At 44.8% G+C, this 17,470-nt stretch carries 8 protein-coding genes; 4 read left to right on the top strand and 4 right to left on the bottom strand.

The window, feature by feature from the left end; all coding sequences use genetic code 11:
• The first annotated feature begins 189 nt into the window (after nt 1-189).
• Both GLO7428_RS22465 and GLO7428_RS22460 read left to right on the top strand, forming a co-directional pair.
• Nucleotides 190-3,426 carry a non-ribosomal peptide synthetase gene (locus tag GLO7428_RS22465; protein WP_015190884.1) on the top strand — a complete coding sequence of 1,079 codons (3,237 nt, stop codon included), beginning with the start codon at nt 190-192 and terminating at the stop codon, nt 3,424-3,426.
• Entirely contained in the window at nt 3,423-9,014 is a 5,592-nt protein-coding gene (locus tag GLO7428_RS22460; protein WP_015190883.1) for a non-ribosomal peptide synthetase, read from the top strand. Before GLO7428_RS22465 ends, GLO7428_RS22460 begins: the two co-directional genes overlap by 4 nt.
• Nucleotides 9,015-9,532: 518 nt before the next feature.
• On the opposite strand, the gene GLO7428_RS22450 is transcribed toward GLO7428_RS22460, so the two are convergent.
• The 4 genes from GLO7428_RS22450 to GLO7428_RS22435 all read right to left on the bottom strand — a co-directional run bounded on the left by GLO7428_RS22450 (nt 9,533) and on the right by GLO7428_RS22435 (nt 14,313).
• Entirely contained in the window at nt 9,533-10,519 is a 987-nt protein-coding gene (locus GLO7428_RS22450) for an RNA polymerase sigma factor, RpoD/SigA family (RefSeq protein ID WP_015190882.1), read from the bottom strand.
• A 473-nt stretch (nt 10,520-10,992) separates the two neighbouring features.
• On the bottom strand, nt 10,993-12,732 hold the full coding sequence (locus GLO7428_RS22445; RefSeq protein WP_015190881.1) for an ATP-binding protein: 1,740 nt from the start codon (nt 12,730-12,732) through the stop codon (nt 10,993-10,995).
• Nucleotides 12,733-12,927: 195 nt separating this feature from the next.
• Complete coding sequence (locus tag GLO7428_RS22440) at nt 12,928-13,719, bottom strand: glutathione S-transferase family protein (protein ID WP_015190880.1); 792 nt, start codon at nt 13,717-13,719, stop codon at nt 12,928-12,930.
• A 321-nt stretch (nt 13,720-14,040) separates the two neighbouring features.
• Nucleotides 14,041-14,313 carry a GlsB/YeaQ/YmgE family stress response membrane protein gene (locus GLO7428_RS22435; protein ID WP_015190879.1) on the bottom strand — a complete coding sequence of 91 codons (273 nt, stop codon included), beginning with the start codon at nt 14,311-14,313 and terminating at the stop codon, nt 14,041-14,043.
• A 626-nt stretch (nt 14,314-14,939) separates the two neighbouring features.
• On the opposite strand from GLO7428_RS22435, the gene GLO7428_RS22430 reads away from it, so the two are divergent.
• Together GLO7428_RS22430 and GLO7428_RS22425 are read left to right on the top strand one after the other, a co-directional pair.
• Nucleotides 14,940-15,626, top strand: coding sequence for a fasciclin domain-containing protein (locus GLO7428_RS22430; RefSeq protein ID WP_015190878.1), 687 nt, complete (start codon nt 14,940-14,942; stop codon nt 15,624-15,626).
• Nucleotides 15,627-15,986: 360 nt separating this feature from the next.
• Nucleotides 15,987-17,177, top strand: a complete 1,191-nt coding sequence (locus GLO7428_RS22425; RefSeq protein WP_015190877.1) for a tetratricopeptide repeat protein — start codon at nt 15,987-15,989, stop codon at nt 17,175-17,177.
• Nucleotides 17,178-17,470: the final 293 nt, after the last annotated feature.

The following is a 17,470-nucleotide window of genomic DNA, read 5'->3' as shown; positions in this document are numbered from 1 at the left end:
CAAGGCAATACCTTACCCATTGCCTTACTCGTAGTCAGAAGTTTAGAGATAGTAGTGTCAAATTTACACAAAGCTGCAAGTGCAAACTCAGTCATAAAAATGACAAATTTACTTCCAAATCTATCGCAAAGTATAGTTTTGCAACAAGACTTTTATCTTAAATACAAATGAAGGTCTGAGGATGAAAGTGTGAATGATTTTGGCTCAGAACACAATCTTGGCGAGGAAGTTTTCATTTTTCCAGCGTCGTTTGCGCAACAGCGATTGTGGTTTATTGACCAATTAATTCCAGGAAATTCGCTTTATACAATTCCGCTTGGATTTCGGCTTACAGGTTCGTTAAATCGCGCAGCGTTGGAACAAAGTATACAGGCGATCGCTGACCGTCATGAAACGCTGCGGACAAGCTTTGATGCGATCGACGGGCAGTTAGTACAAGTCATTTCGCCAACGATACAAGTGTCATTTCCTTGTATTAACCTACAAACCATACCAGCAACAACCCGCGAGAAAGTTGCGCTTGAGCAGATTCGGCAAGCAATTCAACAGCCTTTTCATTTAAATCAAGAATTCTTGTTCCGAGTACAGTTATGGCAACTGCATCAAGCCGAGCATCTACTGCTGATTTTACTACACCACATCATTTTTGATGAATGGTCTAGTGGTATTCTGATTCGAGAACTAGGTCAGCTTTATACTGCGTTTGCTAGTCATCAACCTGCTAAGCTGCCAGAGTTGCCCATTCAATATGCCGATTTTGCGCATTGGCAACGTGAGTGGTTGCAAGGAGAAGTCTTGAATGCGCAGTTAAACTATTGGCGACAGCAATTAAAAGATGTACCTAGTCTCAATTTACCGTCTTCACCGCGTCCTTTGCTGCCGAGTTATCGCGGTGCGAGTCAATTACTAGAGTTACCACAGCAGTTACTCGATGCGCTAGAAGAATTGAGTCAACAACCAGGCGCGACACTGTTTATGACGTTACTAGCTGCATTTCAGACGTTGCTACACCGTTATACAGGACAAACTGATATTGCGATAGGTTCGCCGATCGCTAATCGTCACCGCAGCGAACTTGAAGGCGTTATCGGGTTTTTGGTAAATAGTCTCGTCTTGCGCACAAATCTAGCAGGCGATCCGACATTTCGCGTTTTGTTAGAACGCGTGCGAGATGTCACACTAGCAGCTTATGCGCATCAAGATTTACCGTTTGAAAAACTCGTAGAAGAATTGCAACCTGTACGCAGTCTCAGCCAAAATCCGCTGTTCCAAGTTGTGTTTGCGCTGCAAAATGCACCAATGGAGCAACTTGAATTACCAGGATTAACGCTGAGTTCGGTTGATTTTGAGATTGAAACGACGCGCTTTGACTTGGAATTGTATGTTTGGAAGTGTGCGGGTAATTTTAGGAGTTTGTGGGGAAAAGGATGGCAACAATCTGACGGATTGCGCGGTGTCATTATTTATAACACTGATTTATTTGATGCAGAGGCGATCGCATCATTGCGACATCATTTTCAGACGCTTTTAGAAGCGATTGTCGCGAACCCAGATATGCATTTATCTAGATTACCGCTATTAAGTACCCAAGCGCAGCAACAGCTATTAACGAGTTGGCAGAATACTCAGACCGATTATCCTACGAATGCTTGTCTTCATCAACTATTTGAGGCGCAGGTTAGGCAACAACCGCAGGCGATCGCGGTACGCTCTGCAACTCAACAATTCACCTATCACGAGTTGAACCAAGGAAGCAATCAACTAGCGCGTTATTTACAGAAACTGGGAATCAAGACGGAAATGCCTGTGGGAATTTGCCTAGAGCAAACGACAGAGATTATTGCCGCAATGCTGGCGATTCTCAAGGTGGGCGGTGCTTACGTGCCAATTGACCCTAGTTCGCCCCCTGAACGACTGCGCTTTTTACTGGAGGATGCGCAAGTTTCTGTAGTATTAACACAGAAAAACTTAGTAGCAATTGAGACAATAAAGACGAAGGTAATTTATCTAGAGCAAGAATGGAGTGCGATCGCACAGGAATCCGAGGAAAATCTCGATACTCCTGGCAACGCTGAGCAACTGGCTTATATTATCTATACTTCTGGTTCAACCGGAACGCCTAAAGGAGTCATGATACCGCACCGCGCGGTTAATCGGTTAGTTTGTCAAACGAACTACGTGCAGATCCAACCAGGCGATCGCGTAGCACAAGTTGCCAATATTGCGTTTGATGCTGCCACATTTGAGATCTGGGGTGCATTGCTCAATGGTGCTGAATTAGTTGGAATTGAACGCGAGACAACGCTTTCACCTACTGAGTTGAAAAGCGCAGTGCAGCAACAGCAGATTAATATTATGTTTTTGACAACGGCATTATTCAATCAAACCGCGAGTCAAATTCCCGATGCATTTCAATCGCTGAAATATCTGTTATTCGGCGGTGAAATGGCAAATCCCGATTATGTTCGTACTGTACTACAACACGGCAAACCGCAGCATCTCATTCACGTGTATGGACCAACCGAAAACACAACATTTTCCACCTGGTATGAAGTGCAGGAAGTGCCAGAAGCAACGACAATTCCTATTGGTCGGGCAATAGCGAATACTCAGGTATACGTGTTAGACGCACATCTTAACTTAGTTCCTGCGGGAATTCATGGCGAAATTTATCTTGGTGGAGATGGGCTAGCACAGGGGTATTTAAACCGCCCAGAGTTGACGGCTGAAAAGTTTATTGGTAATCGCTTCGGTTATGGGAACCTTTATCGAACTGGCGATCGCGCTTGTTATCGTAGCGATGGCAACATTGAATTTTTAGGTCGCAGCGACGATCAAGTCAAAATTCGGGGTTTTCGCGTGGAATTGGGCGAGATTGAGGCAGTTTTAGCACAACATCCAAGTGTCAAAACCGCAGTTGTAAACGTGCGCGAACTTGCAGGAGATCGACAACTCATTGCTTACGTTGTCCCTACTGCGACGGTAGTCAGCGATCGCGAATTGCGGTCTTTTTTGAAAACACAACTACCTGCGTATATGCTACCTGCGATGTTTGTACCACTCAAGACACTACCCTTAACGACTAACGGTAAAATCGATCGCCAAGCGCTACTATTACCTACAACCGAACCAGAAACGATTGTGGTTGCTCCTAGCACCTCAATAGAAAAGTCATTGGTAGATCTATGGTGTCAATTATTAGGACGCAAACAAGTAGGAATTTACGACAATTTCTTTGAACTGGGAGGACATTCGCTGCTAGCAACGCAACTGATCTCGCGCATCCGCGATCGCTTTCAAGTAGAAATTTCCTTACGGAGTTTGTTTGAGACTCCCACGATCGCCCAACTCGCGCAACAGATCGACGCAGTGACGAAGGTAACGTTTGATAATCAAAGTCAGCAACGCGAGGAAATCGAACTATGACTACGATTGTTGAGTTCCTAGCATATCTAAAAAGCTTAGACGTGCAGGTATCAGTAGAAGGCGATCGCGATGCGTCTCTAGCCGAAATTCGCCTACGCTGTAACGCACCAGAAGGAACTTTAACACCACAATTGCGCCAGCAAATAGTTGAGCGCAAAGCCGAAATCGTCGCCTATCAGCGATCGCAACTTATAGAATCACTTCCACAAATTCAACCTATGGCGCACGAGGGTACAATTCCTCTATCATTCGCGCAGCAGCGCTTGTGGTTTTTGTATCAGCTTGCGCCTCATAATCCCTTCTACAATATACCTGCGGCAATTCGATTGCAGGGAAATCTCAATCAAACAGCATTAGAGCGATCATTTAATGAAATTGTCCGTCGTCATGCCGCGCTGCGTACTACATTTAAAACTGTTACAGGACCTGTTCAAGTCATCGCCCCTGAAGTCAAAATCACGATACCTGTTGTAGATTTGCGATTTGTTCCGCTTGACGAACGCGATTCTATGACGCAACAACTAGCAACTACCGAAGCACAGCGTCCGTTTAATCTTAGTACGGATCTGCTTTTACGCGTGACACTCCTACAATTTGATGCCAGCGAGTCAGTTTTGCTGTTGACGATGCATCATATCGTCGCAGATGGTTGGTCATTAGGGGTACTCGTACAGGAACTCGCTTGCTTTTACAGCGCCTTTGTCGAAGAGCGATCGCCAACATTACCTTCATTACCGATACAATACGCCGACTTTGCCTGCTGGCAGCGTAACGAATTACAACAACAAGTTTTAGAAGAACAACTAGGTTACTGGCGATCGCAATTGCAGAATCTCTCGGTGCTAGAGTTACCAAGCGATCGCCCGCGTCCTACCGTCCAAACTTACCGAGGTGCAACGTATCGTTTACAGTATTCTCCTTCGCTTACTCAGGCGCTAGAGAAATTGAGTCAGCAAGAAGGTGTGTCGCTGTTTATGCTGCTGCTGGCTGCGTTTCAAACATTGCTCTATCGCTATACAGGGCAGGAAGATATTGCTGTCGGATCGCCGATCGCAAATCGTCACCGTAGCGAACTAGAACACCTAATTGGCTTTTTTGTCAATAGTTTGGTACTGCGAACAAATTTAGCGGGTAATCCCACGTTTCGCGAATTATTGCAGCGGGTGCGAGATGTGGCACTAGCAGCGTATACGTATCAAGACTTACCGTTTGAAAAACTCGTTGAAGAACTCGAACCAGAACGCGATCTCAGCCGCAATCCACTGTTTCAAGTCGCATTTGCGCTACAAAACGCCCCAATGCAGCCGTTAGAACTACCAGGAGTCACGCTAAAACCTGTTCCAATAGAATCAGGAACTACGCGGTTCGATCTCGAAGTTCATTTGTGGGAACCGCATCATGGATTGCGTAGTTTGTGGGAATCGCAAGCGGGTTTAAGTGGCTTTGTATCTTACAGTGAAGATTTGTTCGATCGCGAGACGATCGCGCGTTTAGTTGCGCATTTTCAAACTCTCCTCGAAGGTATAGTCGCCAATCCTGATGCTCGATTATCTGAACTACCACTCCTGACACCCGCAGAACAACAGCAACTCGGTGAATGGAGTCATGGTGCATCCACAGCAGAAGTTACGCAGTTGCCCCCTAAGTCCCCCACGTGTGGGGAATTTATGGGGCAAATACATCAGTCCTACACCGAACCAATTCCAGAATGCTTTCATCATATCTTTGAAGCACAAGCACAGCAGTTCCCTGATGCGATCGCCGTTGTTTGCGATCGCGAGTCACTCACTTATCAAGAGTTGAATCAACGCGCGAATCGACTAGCACAGACATTACGAAAAATCATTCAACCGGATGATTTAGTAGGGTTGTGTGTCGAACGTTCGCTGGATACAGTTGTTGGCATTTTAGGAATTCTCAAAGCTGGCGGCGCTTATGTACCACTCGATCCTCAATATCCACAGCACCGCCTGCAATTTATCCTGACAGATACACAAATTGCCATTCTCCTAACTCAATCGTGGTTAGTCGAAACGCTACCAGCAACTCATGCACAAATTCTTTGCCTCGATCAACCTTTACCAGAACAAAATCAGGAAGTACCACATCAAGCGGTAACGAGTGACAACCTTGCGTACGTCATCTACACTTCTGGTTCTACTGGTACACCCAAAGGAGTATTAATCTCGCATCGCGGGTTATCTAACGTCGTCACCGCACAGCGTCAAATCTTCAACGCATCCGGTGAAAGTCGCATTCTGCAATTTAGTTCGCTCAGTTTCGATGCGTCAGTGTTTGAAATAGCGTTAGCCTTCGGTTCAGGGGGTACGCTATACATTCCACCCAAGTCAGCACAGTTACCAGGAACCGCACTCATTCAATTTCTCCAAGACAACGCGATTACGCACGCGCTACTTACTCCAGGAGTATTGAATGTTCTCCCACCTGCGGAACTTCCTGCACTGCAAACGCTCATCACAGGTGGCGAAGCTTGTTCGCGTCAGGTAATCGATCGCTGGGCTGTCAATCGTCAGTTTTTCAATGCTTATGGACCTACAGAAACGACGATTTGGGCAACAGTTGGCGAATTGCATCCCGCGCAGCCAATCACAATTGGTCATCCGGTCGCTAACACTCAGGTATACATTCTCGATGCTGCCCTTAATCAAGTACCCGTAGGTATATCAGGCGAATTATACATCGGTGGGGCAGGACTCGCACGCGGCTATCTCAATCGTCCAGCATTAACCGCCGAAAAGTTTATTGCGAATCCCTTCATAAAGGGAGAGAGGCTTTATCGAACAGGCGATCGCGCTCGTTACCGGAATGGCACAATCGAGTTTTTGGGGCGAATCGATACCCAAATTAAAATTCGCGGCTTTCGCGTCGAGTTGGGCGAAATCGAAGCAACACTGCAACGCCATCCCGCTATTCAAGACGCAGTTGCGATCGCTTTGCAAGAAACCGATAATTTACGCTTAATCGCGTATTTTAGTCTCAATCATCAGCAATGCGAACAACTTCTACAAACGCAACAAATCCAGCAGTGGCAAACGCTCTATAATCAAACTTACCAACCCCCAAGCAATTCGGGCTGCGATTTCGATATCACTGGCTGGAATAGTAGTTATACTGGACAGCCAATTCCTGTTGAGCAAATGCAAGTGTGGGTAAGCGATCGCGTGGCGCAAATTCTCGCGCTTCATCCCCAACGCGTATTAGAGATCGGCTGTGGTACAGGATTATTGCTGTTTCAGATTGCCCCACACTGTCAAAGTTATTGGGGAACAGACTTTTCAGCATCACTAGAAGCGATTCAACGTCGGTTAGATGATTCTGCCTTATCGCAAGTTAAACTGCTGCACCGCATGGCAACGGATTTTACTGCAATTCCCTCTGCGGCGTTTGACGTCGTGATTCTTAATTCGGTAGTGCAATATTTTCCTAGTGTAGATTACCTGATGCAGGTGCTAGAAGGCGCAATTCAGGCAGTCGCGCCAAATGGTGTGCTATTTATCGGTGACGTGCGGAGTTTACCGCTACTGACAGCGTTTCATACCTGGATGCACTTTGCCCAAGCCGAACCAGGGTTAGAACAAATGCAACTGCGGCAAAAAGTCGAGCGATCGCACTTTGAAGAACCCGAACTAGCAATCGATCCCATGTTTTTTAACGCCTTACGCGATCGCTTTCCTCGCATTCAGCGCGTCCAAATTCGCCTCTCACGAGGTCGCAGTCATAATGAAATGATACAATTTCGCTACAATGTGTTGCTCTACATGGATGAAGCTGCGGCGACAACTTCGATCGCATGGAGAGATTGGAAACAGCAGCCACTCAGCGTTGCTGATGTTCAAAATCATTTACTAGAGGCTGAACCAGAAATTTTTGGTATAACTAACGTTACTAACAGTCGAGTAAACGCCGCAGTCAAAACCGCCGATTGGCTATTTCATCAAACCTCGCCAAAAACTGTTGGACGAATGCGCGAAGTGTTAGAGTCTACAGAATTGGCGATTGATCCCCAAGATTGGTGGGATTTAGAATCTGTATTGCCGTACCGTGTAGAAATTGCGTGGTCTACACAAACACAAACGGGTGACTATGATGTTGTATTGATTCGACAGGGAAGTCGAGAAGTTGATTTACCGATCGCTCAGCAGCAAGCGAATCAAGCTTGGAAGAATTACACAAACAATCCGCTACAAGCTCAATTTGCACGTCAACTCGTACCGCAGCTATGCGAATACCTAGGGCAAACTTTACCCGACTATATGATACCTTCGGTGCTTGTACCTGTAGAATCCTTTGTTCTAACGGCTACTGGTAAAATCGACCGCCGTGCTTTACCATCTCTAGAGGCAACTCAGACATCAAAGCCAACCATTACGCCGCGATCGCATACAGAATCCATGCTAGCCGATATTTGGGAGGAATTGCGACTTAAGCACGTGAGTGTTCACGACAATTTCTTTGAGTTGGGCGGACATTCGTTACTAGCGACACAACTTGTCTCGCGCGTGCGTGATATGTTTGGGATTGAAGTGCCTCTACGCAGCGTGTTTGAAGCGCCAACGATCGCGCAACTGGCTATAGTTATTGATAAATTGCGCAACACCGCACCGCAACACATTCCGCCATTAGTCCGGCTCGATCGCGCAGCACACAGTCGCTTGCGATCGTCGTTAACAACTGACAAATCGGCTACTCAAAATCCTCCATCTCCACAGCAGGCTACAGAAGTTTGGTCGCCGCTGGTTCCCTTAACGCTTGGAGGTCACAAACAACCTTTTTTCTGCGTTCATCCGATCTTTGGTATTGTCTTTCCTTATCTAGAATTGGCACATTACCTAGGAAGCGATCGCAGTTTCTACGGACTTCAACCTCTGGGATTGGATGGCAAACAACCGCCTTTGAAACAGATTGAAGCAATGGCTGCATATTACCTCCAAGCAATTCAAACTGTGCAGCCGCATGGTCCCTATTACTTGGGTGGTTGGTCGTTTGGGGGACTTGTTGCGTTTGAGATGGCGCAACAACTAACGCAAGCAGGGCAAGAAGTCGCACTTTTGGCAATTTTTGATACTCCAGCGCCAATTGCTGCGAATCAACCTTCGCTTGGTCATAGCCTTAAGGTTTTGCTCAAAACAGCGCTCTGGTCTACGCTGCCGTTTCTGCTAGACTATACTGCGATCGTCCTTAATTCTCAACGGCTGAAAGCATCTCAACACGCAAATAGCAAGCGCCAAAAGCAGAATTGGTTTTCTCGCTGGCAATGGTTAGCTATTGCTAATTTAATACCAGAGGAGTCACAATTACGCTTAGTCGATGAATCCGCGATCGCGCCTATGTTGCGGATCTTTTATGCCAATAGCCAAGCAGCGTATCGATATACGCCGCAAAATTACCCTTACTGCATTACGCTATTCAAAACGCTTGATCCTGCTAATCACTGTCGAGATGCCACGTTAGGTTGGAGTCAACTAGCTAAAGACATACGAATTCATTTGATACCAGGAAATCATCTATCGATGTTGAAGCCGCCTTACGTTCAAACCTTAGCGCAACAATTAAAACAATACCTTTGATACCGTTTCACTTTATATCAGGAGTCAGGGTTAAACTCTTGTCAGGGAAATCAATATGAGCTTCTATAACATCCTAATGTTGATTAGGACAGGACTTATACCATTTCACTTTCAAGTTACTATAAATAGGCAGCTTCAGGAGCAGAGGAGAAATGATTTGTCGTTTTTATTTACTGAAATGGTATTAGGCAACAGCTACCCTGAACAATCGCTGTTTTGTGAGTAGCCGCTTTTTTGGAGGGGGTTTGGGGGACGCAACCGTGAGCCAGCGCGTTGCGGGGGTTCCCCCCGTTGTAGCGACTGGCGTCCCCCGATGGGGGGATTGGGGGGAAGCCCCCCAATTCTTGGTTCTAATTAAAACGCTCAGATTGCGTAAGTCATATAGGACTATAAAGTGGCTACAAAAAGAGCTTCCAAAAACAAAGTCCCCACTTGTGGGGGACTTTGGGGGCTTCTCTACGCCTCAAACTTAAGCCAGACTTGTGGATACACCGCAGGTACATGAGGAGATTAGCCGATTAACTAGCAATATACTCTTGTACGTTTGCTCTGCGGCGGCGCAAGTGGGCTAACGCTTGATGCTCTAGTTGTCGAACTCGCTCGCGGCTAAGATTGAGACGTTCGCCTACTTTGGCTAAAGAAAGCTCATTACCGTCTTCTAATCCAAAACGCAGGTTTAACACTTCGCGCTGTTGCGGGGTCAGTTCTGCCATCAGATGGTCGAGGTCTTGACGCAAAGACTCTTGAGTCATGTAATGCTCTGGAGAAGGCCCTTCATCTTCAAGCAAATCTTGTAACTCAGTATCTTGGTTATCGCCAACACGAACATCGAGAGATACTGGCTGACGCGCCAGGTTCAAGTACTCGCGAATTTGGCTAGGTTCGAGTTCTAACTCGGTTGCAATCTCGGCTGGGCTAGGACTACGACCTAAGCGCTGTGCAAGTTCGCGCTGAATCTTCTTGATTTTGTTCAGCTTTTCAGTGATATGGATAGGTAGACGAATGGTGCGGGCTTGTTGGGCGATCGCACGCGTAATCGCTTGGCGAATCCACCAATATGCATACGTGGAAAACTTATAACCACGTGTAGGGTCGAACTTCTCGACACCGCGCTCAAGTCCCATCGTTCCTTCCTGAATCAAATCCAGGAATTCCATATTACGCTTTTGGTACTTCTTGGCAATAGCTACCACTAAGCGCAAGTTTGCTTCGATCATCTTTTGCTTAGCGCGTTGTCCCCGCCGCACTGTGTCGTGCAAATCAGCTTCAGACATTTTCACGTGTGAAGCCCACTCTTGTACGGTTGGTTCGCGGTGCAATTTCTTTGCTAAAGCTTCTTTGGCGTCTAGCACAGACATCATCTGCTGTACCTGCTTGCCATAGATAATTTCTTGCTCACGAGTTAGCAGTGGGACACGACCGATCTCGCGCAGATAAGTGCGCACCATATCAGCCGTGAAGCGGGTGTTGGTGGTTTCTTCGGTTGGGGTGTTAACAGTGGGCATTGGTGCGTCGTCAACTCCGTAAACAAATCAGATACTTTTTAGCTGGGGCAGATGGGGAAAGCAATCGCAAACTTTATATCAGGAACATTAGCTAAATCTCGGTGGATAAGCATCCTACAGAAGATGTAGAGACGATGCTCCCTGAGGGAAGTTTCCCAGCGCGGCTAGGCTTGTTACTGTAGTGCCACGCTCGCTTGGCACTTTAGTTAAAAAATCAATCTACTACATCCCATCAACTTGAAGTCATAATGACTTTGTTTTTAATTGTATGATAAATCTCAAGAAGAGTAAAGGGCGATAGGCACTTAAAGCAAAACAAATATTCTAACTCTTATTATGATGACTTAGCCAACGCGGAAATAGGCGCTCATCAGTAGCGAGATAACCGTACTGATACTACGGTGGAGATGGCGTGTATTCCGCATTGGGAACTATCAGTACAGGCGGCACGGCCTTACCTCTCACTACTTTATTTAAAAGCCTAAATCGGCTTTAGCTAATTCAGCCGCTGCGAAGACTTCTGAATCAGATTTTTCTTCCCAAGCAACATCGCCGATTTCTGCGTAGAATTGAGTATCATAGGGGCGCGTACGCACAACGACAGGCATAGGAACGGCATGACCCAGGATCAAAGCTTGTTGTTTAGAATCTAATTTGGCGAGAACTGACCGCAAACTTTGTGCGCCGGAAACGCCGGTGAAGATCGCATCAATGTCTTTTTCGTCGTTGAGGAGTGCGGTGATTCTCGTACCGATTTGCGACATAACTTCATTGTCAATTCCCGATGGGCGCTGATCTACTACAAGCAGGGTGACAAAGTATTTGCGCATTTCTCGCGCAATTGTCCCAAAAATCGTTTGTCCGACAACACTAGGATCGAGAAAGCGGTGGGCTTCTTCGATGGTGATTACCAAAGGCGTTGGGCGATCGCTGGCATTTTTGGATTGTAAAAACTTCTCAGCCTTACGGACATACGCGCGGTGAATACGCCGTGTAATCATATTCGTGACGAGCATATAAGAAAGCATATCCGACTGCGAACCGAACTCGACAACAACGTGTTTACCTGCTTCGAGCGACTGTAATATTTGATCGACATAGTTGTGCGGACACGCAGATCGCATATACTTGAGATTTTCTAGGCGCATCAGTTTACGTTGCAATGCGAGGAGTGAACCTTTGTGACCCCGCTTTTCATCGCAAAACATCTGAATTTCTTCGTTGGTCATATTTAACAACTGAAGAATCCAGGATTTGCCAAATTCACTAAAGAGAATATTGGCGTTGTCTAAACTTGCTTCTGATAGATTTAATTCTTGTCCGACTAAGCGAATATCCTCAATTTCTATTTGGTCGTAACTTAAATACAGTTCTTGCGCGTCGCGTACCCCACGCCGTTTTGTTGATTCAGGGTCGAGGGTGTACATTTGCACTTGCCCAGGAAACAACTGACGCAAGCCTTTGACGGTGCTAAATTGTTTTCCTTCCGATACAGCTTCCCAGCCATATTCAGAGTGCATATCAAAAATTAAGTTAACTGCTGCGCGTTTGCGAATAATTCCAGATAAGAGCAGGCGAGTTAAAAATGATTTTCCCGTACCAGATTTACCAAATACACCGTTACTACGTTCGACAAAACGATCCAGGTCAAGACAAATTGGCACATCCATATCTAATGGCTGACCGATCGCAAAGTTTCGGCGGTGCGGATCGTCTTCCCAGCCAAACACTGCGCGAAAATCACGTTCTGAAGCTTCGTAAACTTGACTAAAGTGACTCGGAATCGTCTTAACCGGCAAGAGTTCCATATTACTACTACTCTGCGGCTGAAACGAAGCTAATGAACTGCCATTAGAAACGTTCAATCGCGGGTTTCTGACCTCTATGGACAAGGCAGTGTCTTGCCCCTCTACGGTTTCCGGTGTAAACATCAACATCGGCGTGAGGTTAATTGTGCCATAGGTTCCACTTCCGGCTAGCACATCTCTTAAGAAATCATCATTAGGGCTAGGAGGATTAGCAACTATGCGGTTGCTAGAAGTCGAGAGCGCGACGTCGGTAAGCATACAAAAGAAACGCGATCGCACGCCTTCGACAATGAGGAATTTTCCTACCCGCATATCTTCTACAGAAACATCCGGATGCAATCTCACTTCTAACCCCTGGCTGAGTGACCCGTGTGTGACTGACCCTAACGGCTGTCCCGAATTCATAGCATTCCCTGCGATCCCTATGCAGCCTTATATTACGTCGGATTTTTCTTTCTGGCTACCAATTTATTCAAGAGGTCGGCGGTCAGAGGTCGGGGGTCAGCGAAATTCCTACTTGATAAATCTCTAATATGCCTCCCGCAGAAACTTTTGTCTTTCCCTAACCTCTGACTCCTGATCTCCAACCTTTTAATTCAGTTAGTCGATTTGGATTGATGTTGGTGTGGAACCGACTGTACTGACTCCTGTTAGTGGTTTACGATACTGTGCATACAGGCGATCGCGCCACTCAAAAAATGGTTGATACGCGATATTGTCGCCTAAACCAGGAATTCCTTTCCCTTTTAGTGTCGCTGGTAATTCTAGATAAGGTCCGTCAGGAAACTTGAGTAACATTGCCAAACCTGCAACAGCTAAATCAGCGAGCGTTGGTTGATCCCCAACTAAGTAGGGATTCTCTGCAAGTAACAAGCAAAGTGCTTCCAAATCTTGTTTTAAATCTTCTTCAGCCGATTTAATAACGTCTGGTCCATATCCTACACCAAAACCTAGTACTTTTAGAACATCATTAGGGACAACTCCTATCAGTGTTTTTACTACATCAGGAGTTGCCATTGGTAACAGTGACTTACGGTAACTTTCACTTTGAGTGAGTGCTCCGAATAATGCTTTACGGCTTTTGATACCGATTGATTCGTCTGCCCATTCTTCAATCAGCCAACACATTGCGCGTTGTTTTGGATCGGATGGAATAATTGGGCGGTCAGGATACTTGCGTTCGAGATATTTAGCGATTTGTGTAGAATCAGCAATATATTGATTACCATCCTTGAGTACGGGAACTTGTCTTTGACCCGTCAACCGAAAAAGCTCTAGCTGTCCTACTCCAGGAGTGACCTCGATTTTGCGATAAGCTAATCCTTTAAAATCTAATATTAAGCGAACTTTTTCTGAATATTGTGATAGTTCAAATTGGTAGAGTTCTAACATTTTGCTGCCACTCCGTTTTTTCTTCCATCAACAAAACACCTAACATTATAAAGATTTAATTATTAGAAGAATAGTTGCTGAGGTACTTTTTCAATTGATCCTAGGAATAAAGTCTGAGCTTTCTAGTGTTACTTCTAATCTTAGGAAAATTTTTATATTTTAGGCGATCGCCTAAAAGTAGAGCAGCTTTTATTCGTTTTTTCTCCTGATTTCCCAATTGCTTTCTGACAATTTCAATTACTCCAGAATATATTGAAACTCCCCTAGCATCTACCAGGGGAGCCAAAATCTTTTTGTTTATGAAGCGTGAGTGTTGTGTGTTTACGCAGTGCGACGGGTAATTAAGCCCCAGATGAAGAGAAGGATAATTGCACCTAAAATTGCAAAAATAATACTGGGTATAGTTAGCGCACCTGCTGCTGCTCCTGCCCCCACTCCACCGAACAGGGTGTTGCCTAGCCAACCTCCGACTAATGCACCCAAGATACCTAAAATAATTGTTGCTAGGATACCGCCTCCCTGATGACCAGGATAGATAGCTTTTGCGATCGCGCCTGCTATTAAACCTAGAACAATCCATGCTAGAAATTCCATTTTTAAATCCTCCTAACCTTAGCTTTTTCTCTTCCTTTCATAACTTAGAGTATCAATTGCAACATCCTGCTAACCTCTATCGTAAGTAAGAATCTAAAGTATTAGAATTTTTACTGTGCGTTATTCTTTAATCAAGCGTACCAACATGGCTAATTTAATACTTTTATGCTTGTTTAAACTCCTTTAGACACGAGCCTCAAAACTTTGTAAAGTCATATAAAAATTTGGTGTAGCCATTATTAATTTTTTACAAACTTCATGAGAAATTTTCAAAAAATGTTTGTTTGAGTATCTTGCAACAAATTTGTAGTATAGGTAACTTAATTGAATTGTGACTGGTTTAGTAAAAAATAACAAAAATTTAAGCAGACGCTGATATTATTTGTCAAAGCTACACAGTACTGAATCTGGATGTTACTGACACCAAAGCCAATATCAAACTGCTGCTTTCGGGCGATACCGCAGCTACTAGTTATAAACGTCTGGTGCATCTCTCTGGTTATGTAGGTGATCTTTGACTTTAATAACTTGAGTCTTTCTTAAGAAAGATTTGCGTGATAGTGTGGTAAAAATTTTGTAGATTTGGAGTTTAATGTTATAAAACTTAAAAATTGAGAATAAGACTCATGACGAAAATGCACATTCACAGCACTCCACTTAAAAGGTTAGCGAGCTTACTAGGAATTGTTGGCGTTAGTATCGCAGCGAGCTTTCCGATAGTTGCACAAAGCCAAGGCGTTCTCAATCCTAGACCGAGTATCTTTAATGAGCCTCCTTACAATCGAACTCCTGGTACAACTCCAGGTGCTACTCCTCCTGTTGCACCCGCACCGCCTACAGCACCAGTAACACCGCCTACAGCACCCACGACCCCTCCACAAGGGCAAACCCCAGGAGCAGCTAACAATATAGTAGCTTTAGCCGCAGCGAATAGTTCTTTCAAAACACTGACAGCAGCATTACAAGCCGCAGGTTTGACTGAAACTTTGTCAGGAACAGGACCGTTTACTGTTTTTGCGCCTACAGATGAAGCTTTTGCTGCTTTACCACAAGATGCGCTTCAGGAATTGTTAAGACCAGAAAATCGGCAACTCTTAGTACAAATTTTAACCTACCACGTAATTCCTGCGCGCGTTCAATCAAATGAACTCCAGCCTGGGGAAGTGAAAACTGTTGAAGGTGAAGCAGTCAATGTTAAAACTTCTGCAAGTGGAGTAACAGTGAATGATGCGAGAGTTGTTCAGCCAGACATTCAAGCTAGCAATGGCGTTATTCACGCGATTGACAGAGTATTGTTACCACCTAGTCTTTAATTAAAGTGTAGTTATACCGCGCTTTGAATAAAGTTAAAACTTATGCATGGGTATCTTGCTTGCGGTGTGTGGTGACAGGTAATTAATCGATTTAAAGGCTCCTTTTTGGTTATTAACTGACAAGGAGCTTTTTTTGCTAGTAGATATAAGTTTATACGTAAGTTAATAACTGTTATCTCGTTAACAGTTATACCATTTCACTAAATAAGAACTACAGTTAATTTCTCTCTCTGCTTCCTCTGCACCTCTGCTTCCTCTGCTACCCAGATGTCGCAACTTTAAAGTGAAATGGTATTACTCACTACTGGCGTCAAGATAAGTTAATATTGCCACACTTGCTATGTGTAGGGTGCGGGGAAAATGCAACTTAGTTTGTGCATGATTGTGAAAAATGAAGAACAAATACTAGCGCAATGTCTGAGAAGTGTTCAGGGTGTAGTTGATGAAATTGTTGTTCTAGATACAGGGTCAAGCGATCGCACGCCTGATGTTGCGCAAGAATTTGGTGCAAAGGTTTATACATTTGAGTGGTGTAATGACTTTGCTAAAGCACGTAATGAGTCTTTAAAGTATGTCCGCACCGATTGGGTTTTGGTGTTAGACGCAGATGAAGTCTTAGTTCCAGAAATTGTTCCGTCACTGAAGCAAGCAATACAACACGATCGCTTCTTGCTGATTAATTTATTGCGACAAGAAGTTGGTGCAGCGCAATCGCCTTACTCGCAAGTTTCACGCTTATTTCGGCGTCACCCAAATCTTTACTTTTCGCGCCCGTATCACGCATTAGTCGATGATAGCGTAGCTCGGATTATGAGCAAAGAACCTCAATGGCAAGTTGGTTATTTACCTAATGTGGCAATTTTGCACGAAGGATATCAACGCGGTGCGATCGCGCAAAAAGATAAGTTTGCGCAAGCCCAAAGCGCGATGGAAGGCTTTTTTACCGCGCACCCGAACGATCCGTACGTGTGTAGCAAGCTTGGTGCATTGTACGTCGAGACGGGTTCTTGGCATCGTGGAATTGAATTATTAGAACAAGGGCTGAAACGCAGTGGTTTAAATGCGCAAATCTTATATGAACTGCACTATCACTTAGGGATTGCTTATAGTCGCTTACAACAGCTACAAAAAGCGATCGCGCACTATCAAGCAGCCATCGGGTTATCGATTTATCCTTTACTCAAACTTGGTGCGTACAACAATTTAGGGAACTTAAAGCAAGCAACAGGCGATCTCAACGGCGCAAAATTGGCTTATGAAATTGCGTTGCAGATCGATCCTAAATTTGCCGCAGGGTACTACAACTTGGGAATGACTTTGAAAGCGATGGGATTGTTGAATGAAGCGATCGCCAAGTATCAGCAAGCGATCGCGCTCAACCCAAAGTATGCTGAAGCGTATCAAAATTTGGGCGTTGTCCTCCTCAAACTTGGTAAGCTAAACGATAGTTTAGCTGCTTTTAAACAGGCGATCGCACTCCACGAAGTACAAAATCCTGTCGAAGCAAATCGATTACGCCAAGGATTAGCCGAGATGGGGTTTGCCGTGTGAAAGATTCTGTGATAGAAAGCAACGTCATGCCTTGAGTTTGCATATGATAAGATTCTATGTTTGCTTGAAAAGTAAGAATTTCCTCATTTAATTCTCATCTAAATTTCATCAACTCGTATTAACTTAGACTTCTAGTGAATGTAGAGTTAGGAAATGCTTAATTGAGCGCCTAACAATAATTACATTGACTTTGGAAACAGGTTCTATGAAATTAGGGTAATTTTAGAATTCGGTCCTATCGAGGAAATAAGACCGAATTTTATTTTAATATAAATAAATCTTATTTCTCTCCA

The sequence above is a fragment of the Gloeocapsa sp. PCC 7428 genome, from assembly GCF_000317555.1.
Taxonomy (GTDB): domain Bacteria; phylum Cyanobacteriota; class Cyanobacteriia; order Cyanobacteriales; family Chroococcidiopsidaceae; genus Chroogloeocystis.
The sequence above is the reverse complement of the archived record's forward strand: the minus strand, read 5'-3'. Positions and strand labels throughout refer to the sequence as shown.

Coding starts and splice junctions, on each gene's coding strand:
- GLO7428_RS22460 (WP_015190883.1), top strand. CDS start 3,423: ATGACTACGATTGTTGAGTTCCTAGCATATCTAAAAAGCTTAGACGTG.
- GLO7428_RS22425 (WP_015190877.1), top strand. CDS start 15,987: ATGCAACTTAGTTTGTGCATGATTGTGAAAAATGAAGAACAAATACTA.
- GLO7428_RS22440 (WP_015190880.1), bottom strand. CDS start 13,719: ATGTTAGAACTCTACCAATTTGAACTATCACAATATTCAGAAAAAGTT.
- GLO7428_RS22430 (WP_015190878.1), top strand. CDS start 14,940: ATGACGAAAATGCACATTCACAGCACTCCACTTAAAAGGTTAGCGAGC.
- GLO7428_RS22450 (WP_015190882.1), bottom strand. CDS start 10,519: ATGCCCACTGTTAACACCCCAACCGAAGAAACCACCAACACCCGCTTC.
- GLO7428_RS22435 (WP_015190879.1), bottom strand. CDS start 14,313: ATGGAATTTCTAGCATGGATTGTTCTAGGTTTAATAGCAGGCGCGATC.
- GLO7428_RS22445 (WP_015190881.1), bottom strand. CDS start 12,732: ATGAATTCGGGACAGCCGTTAGGGTCAGTCACACACGGGTCACTCAGC.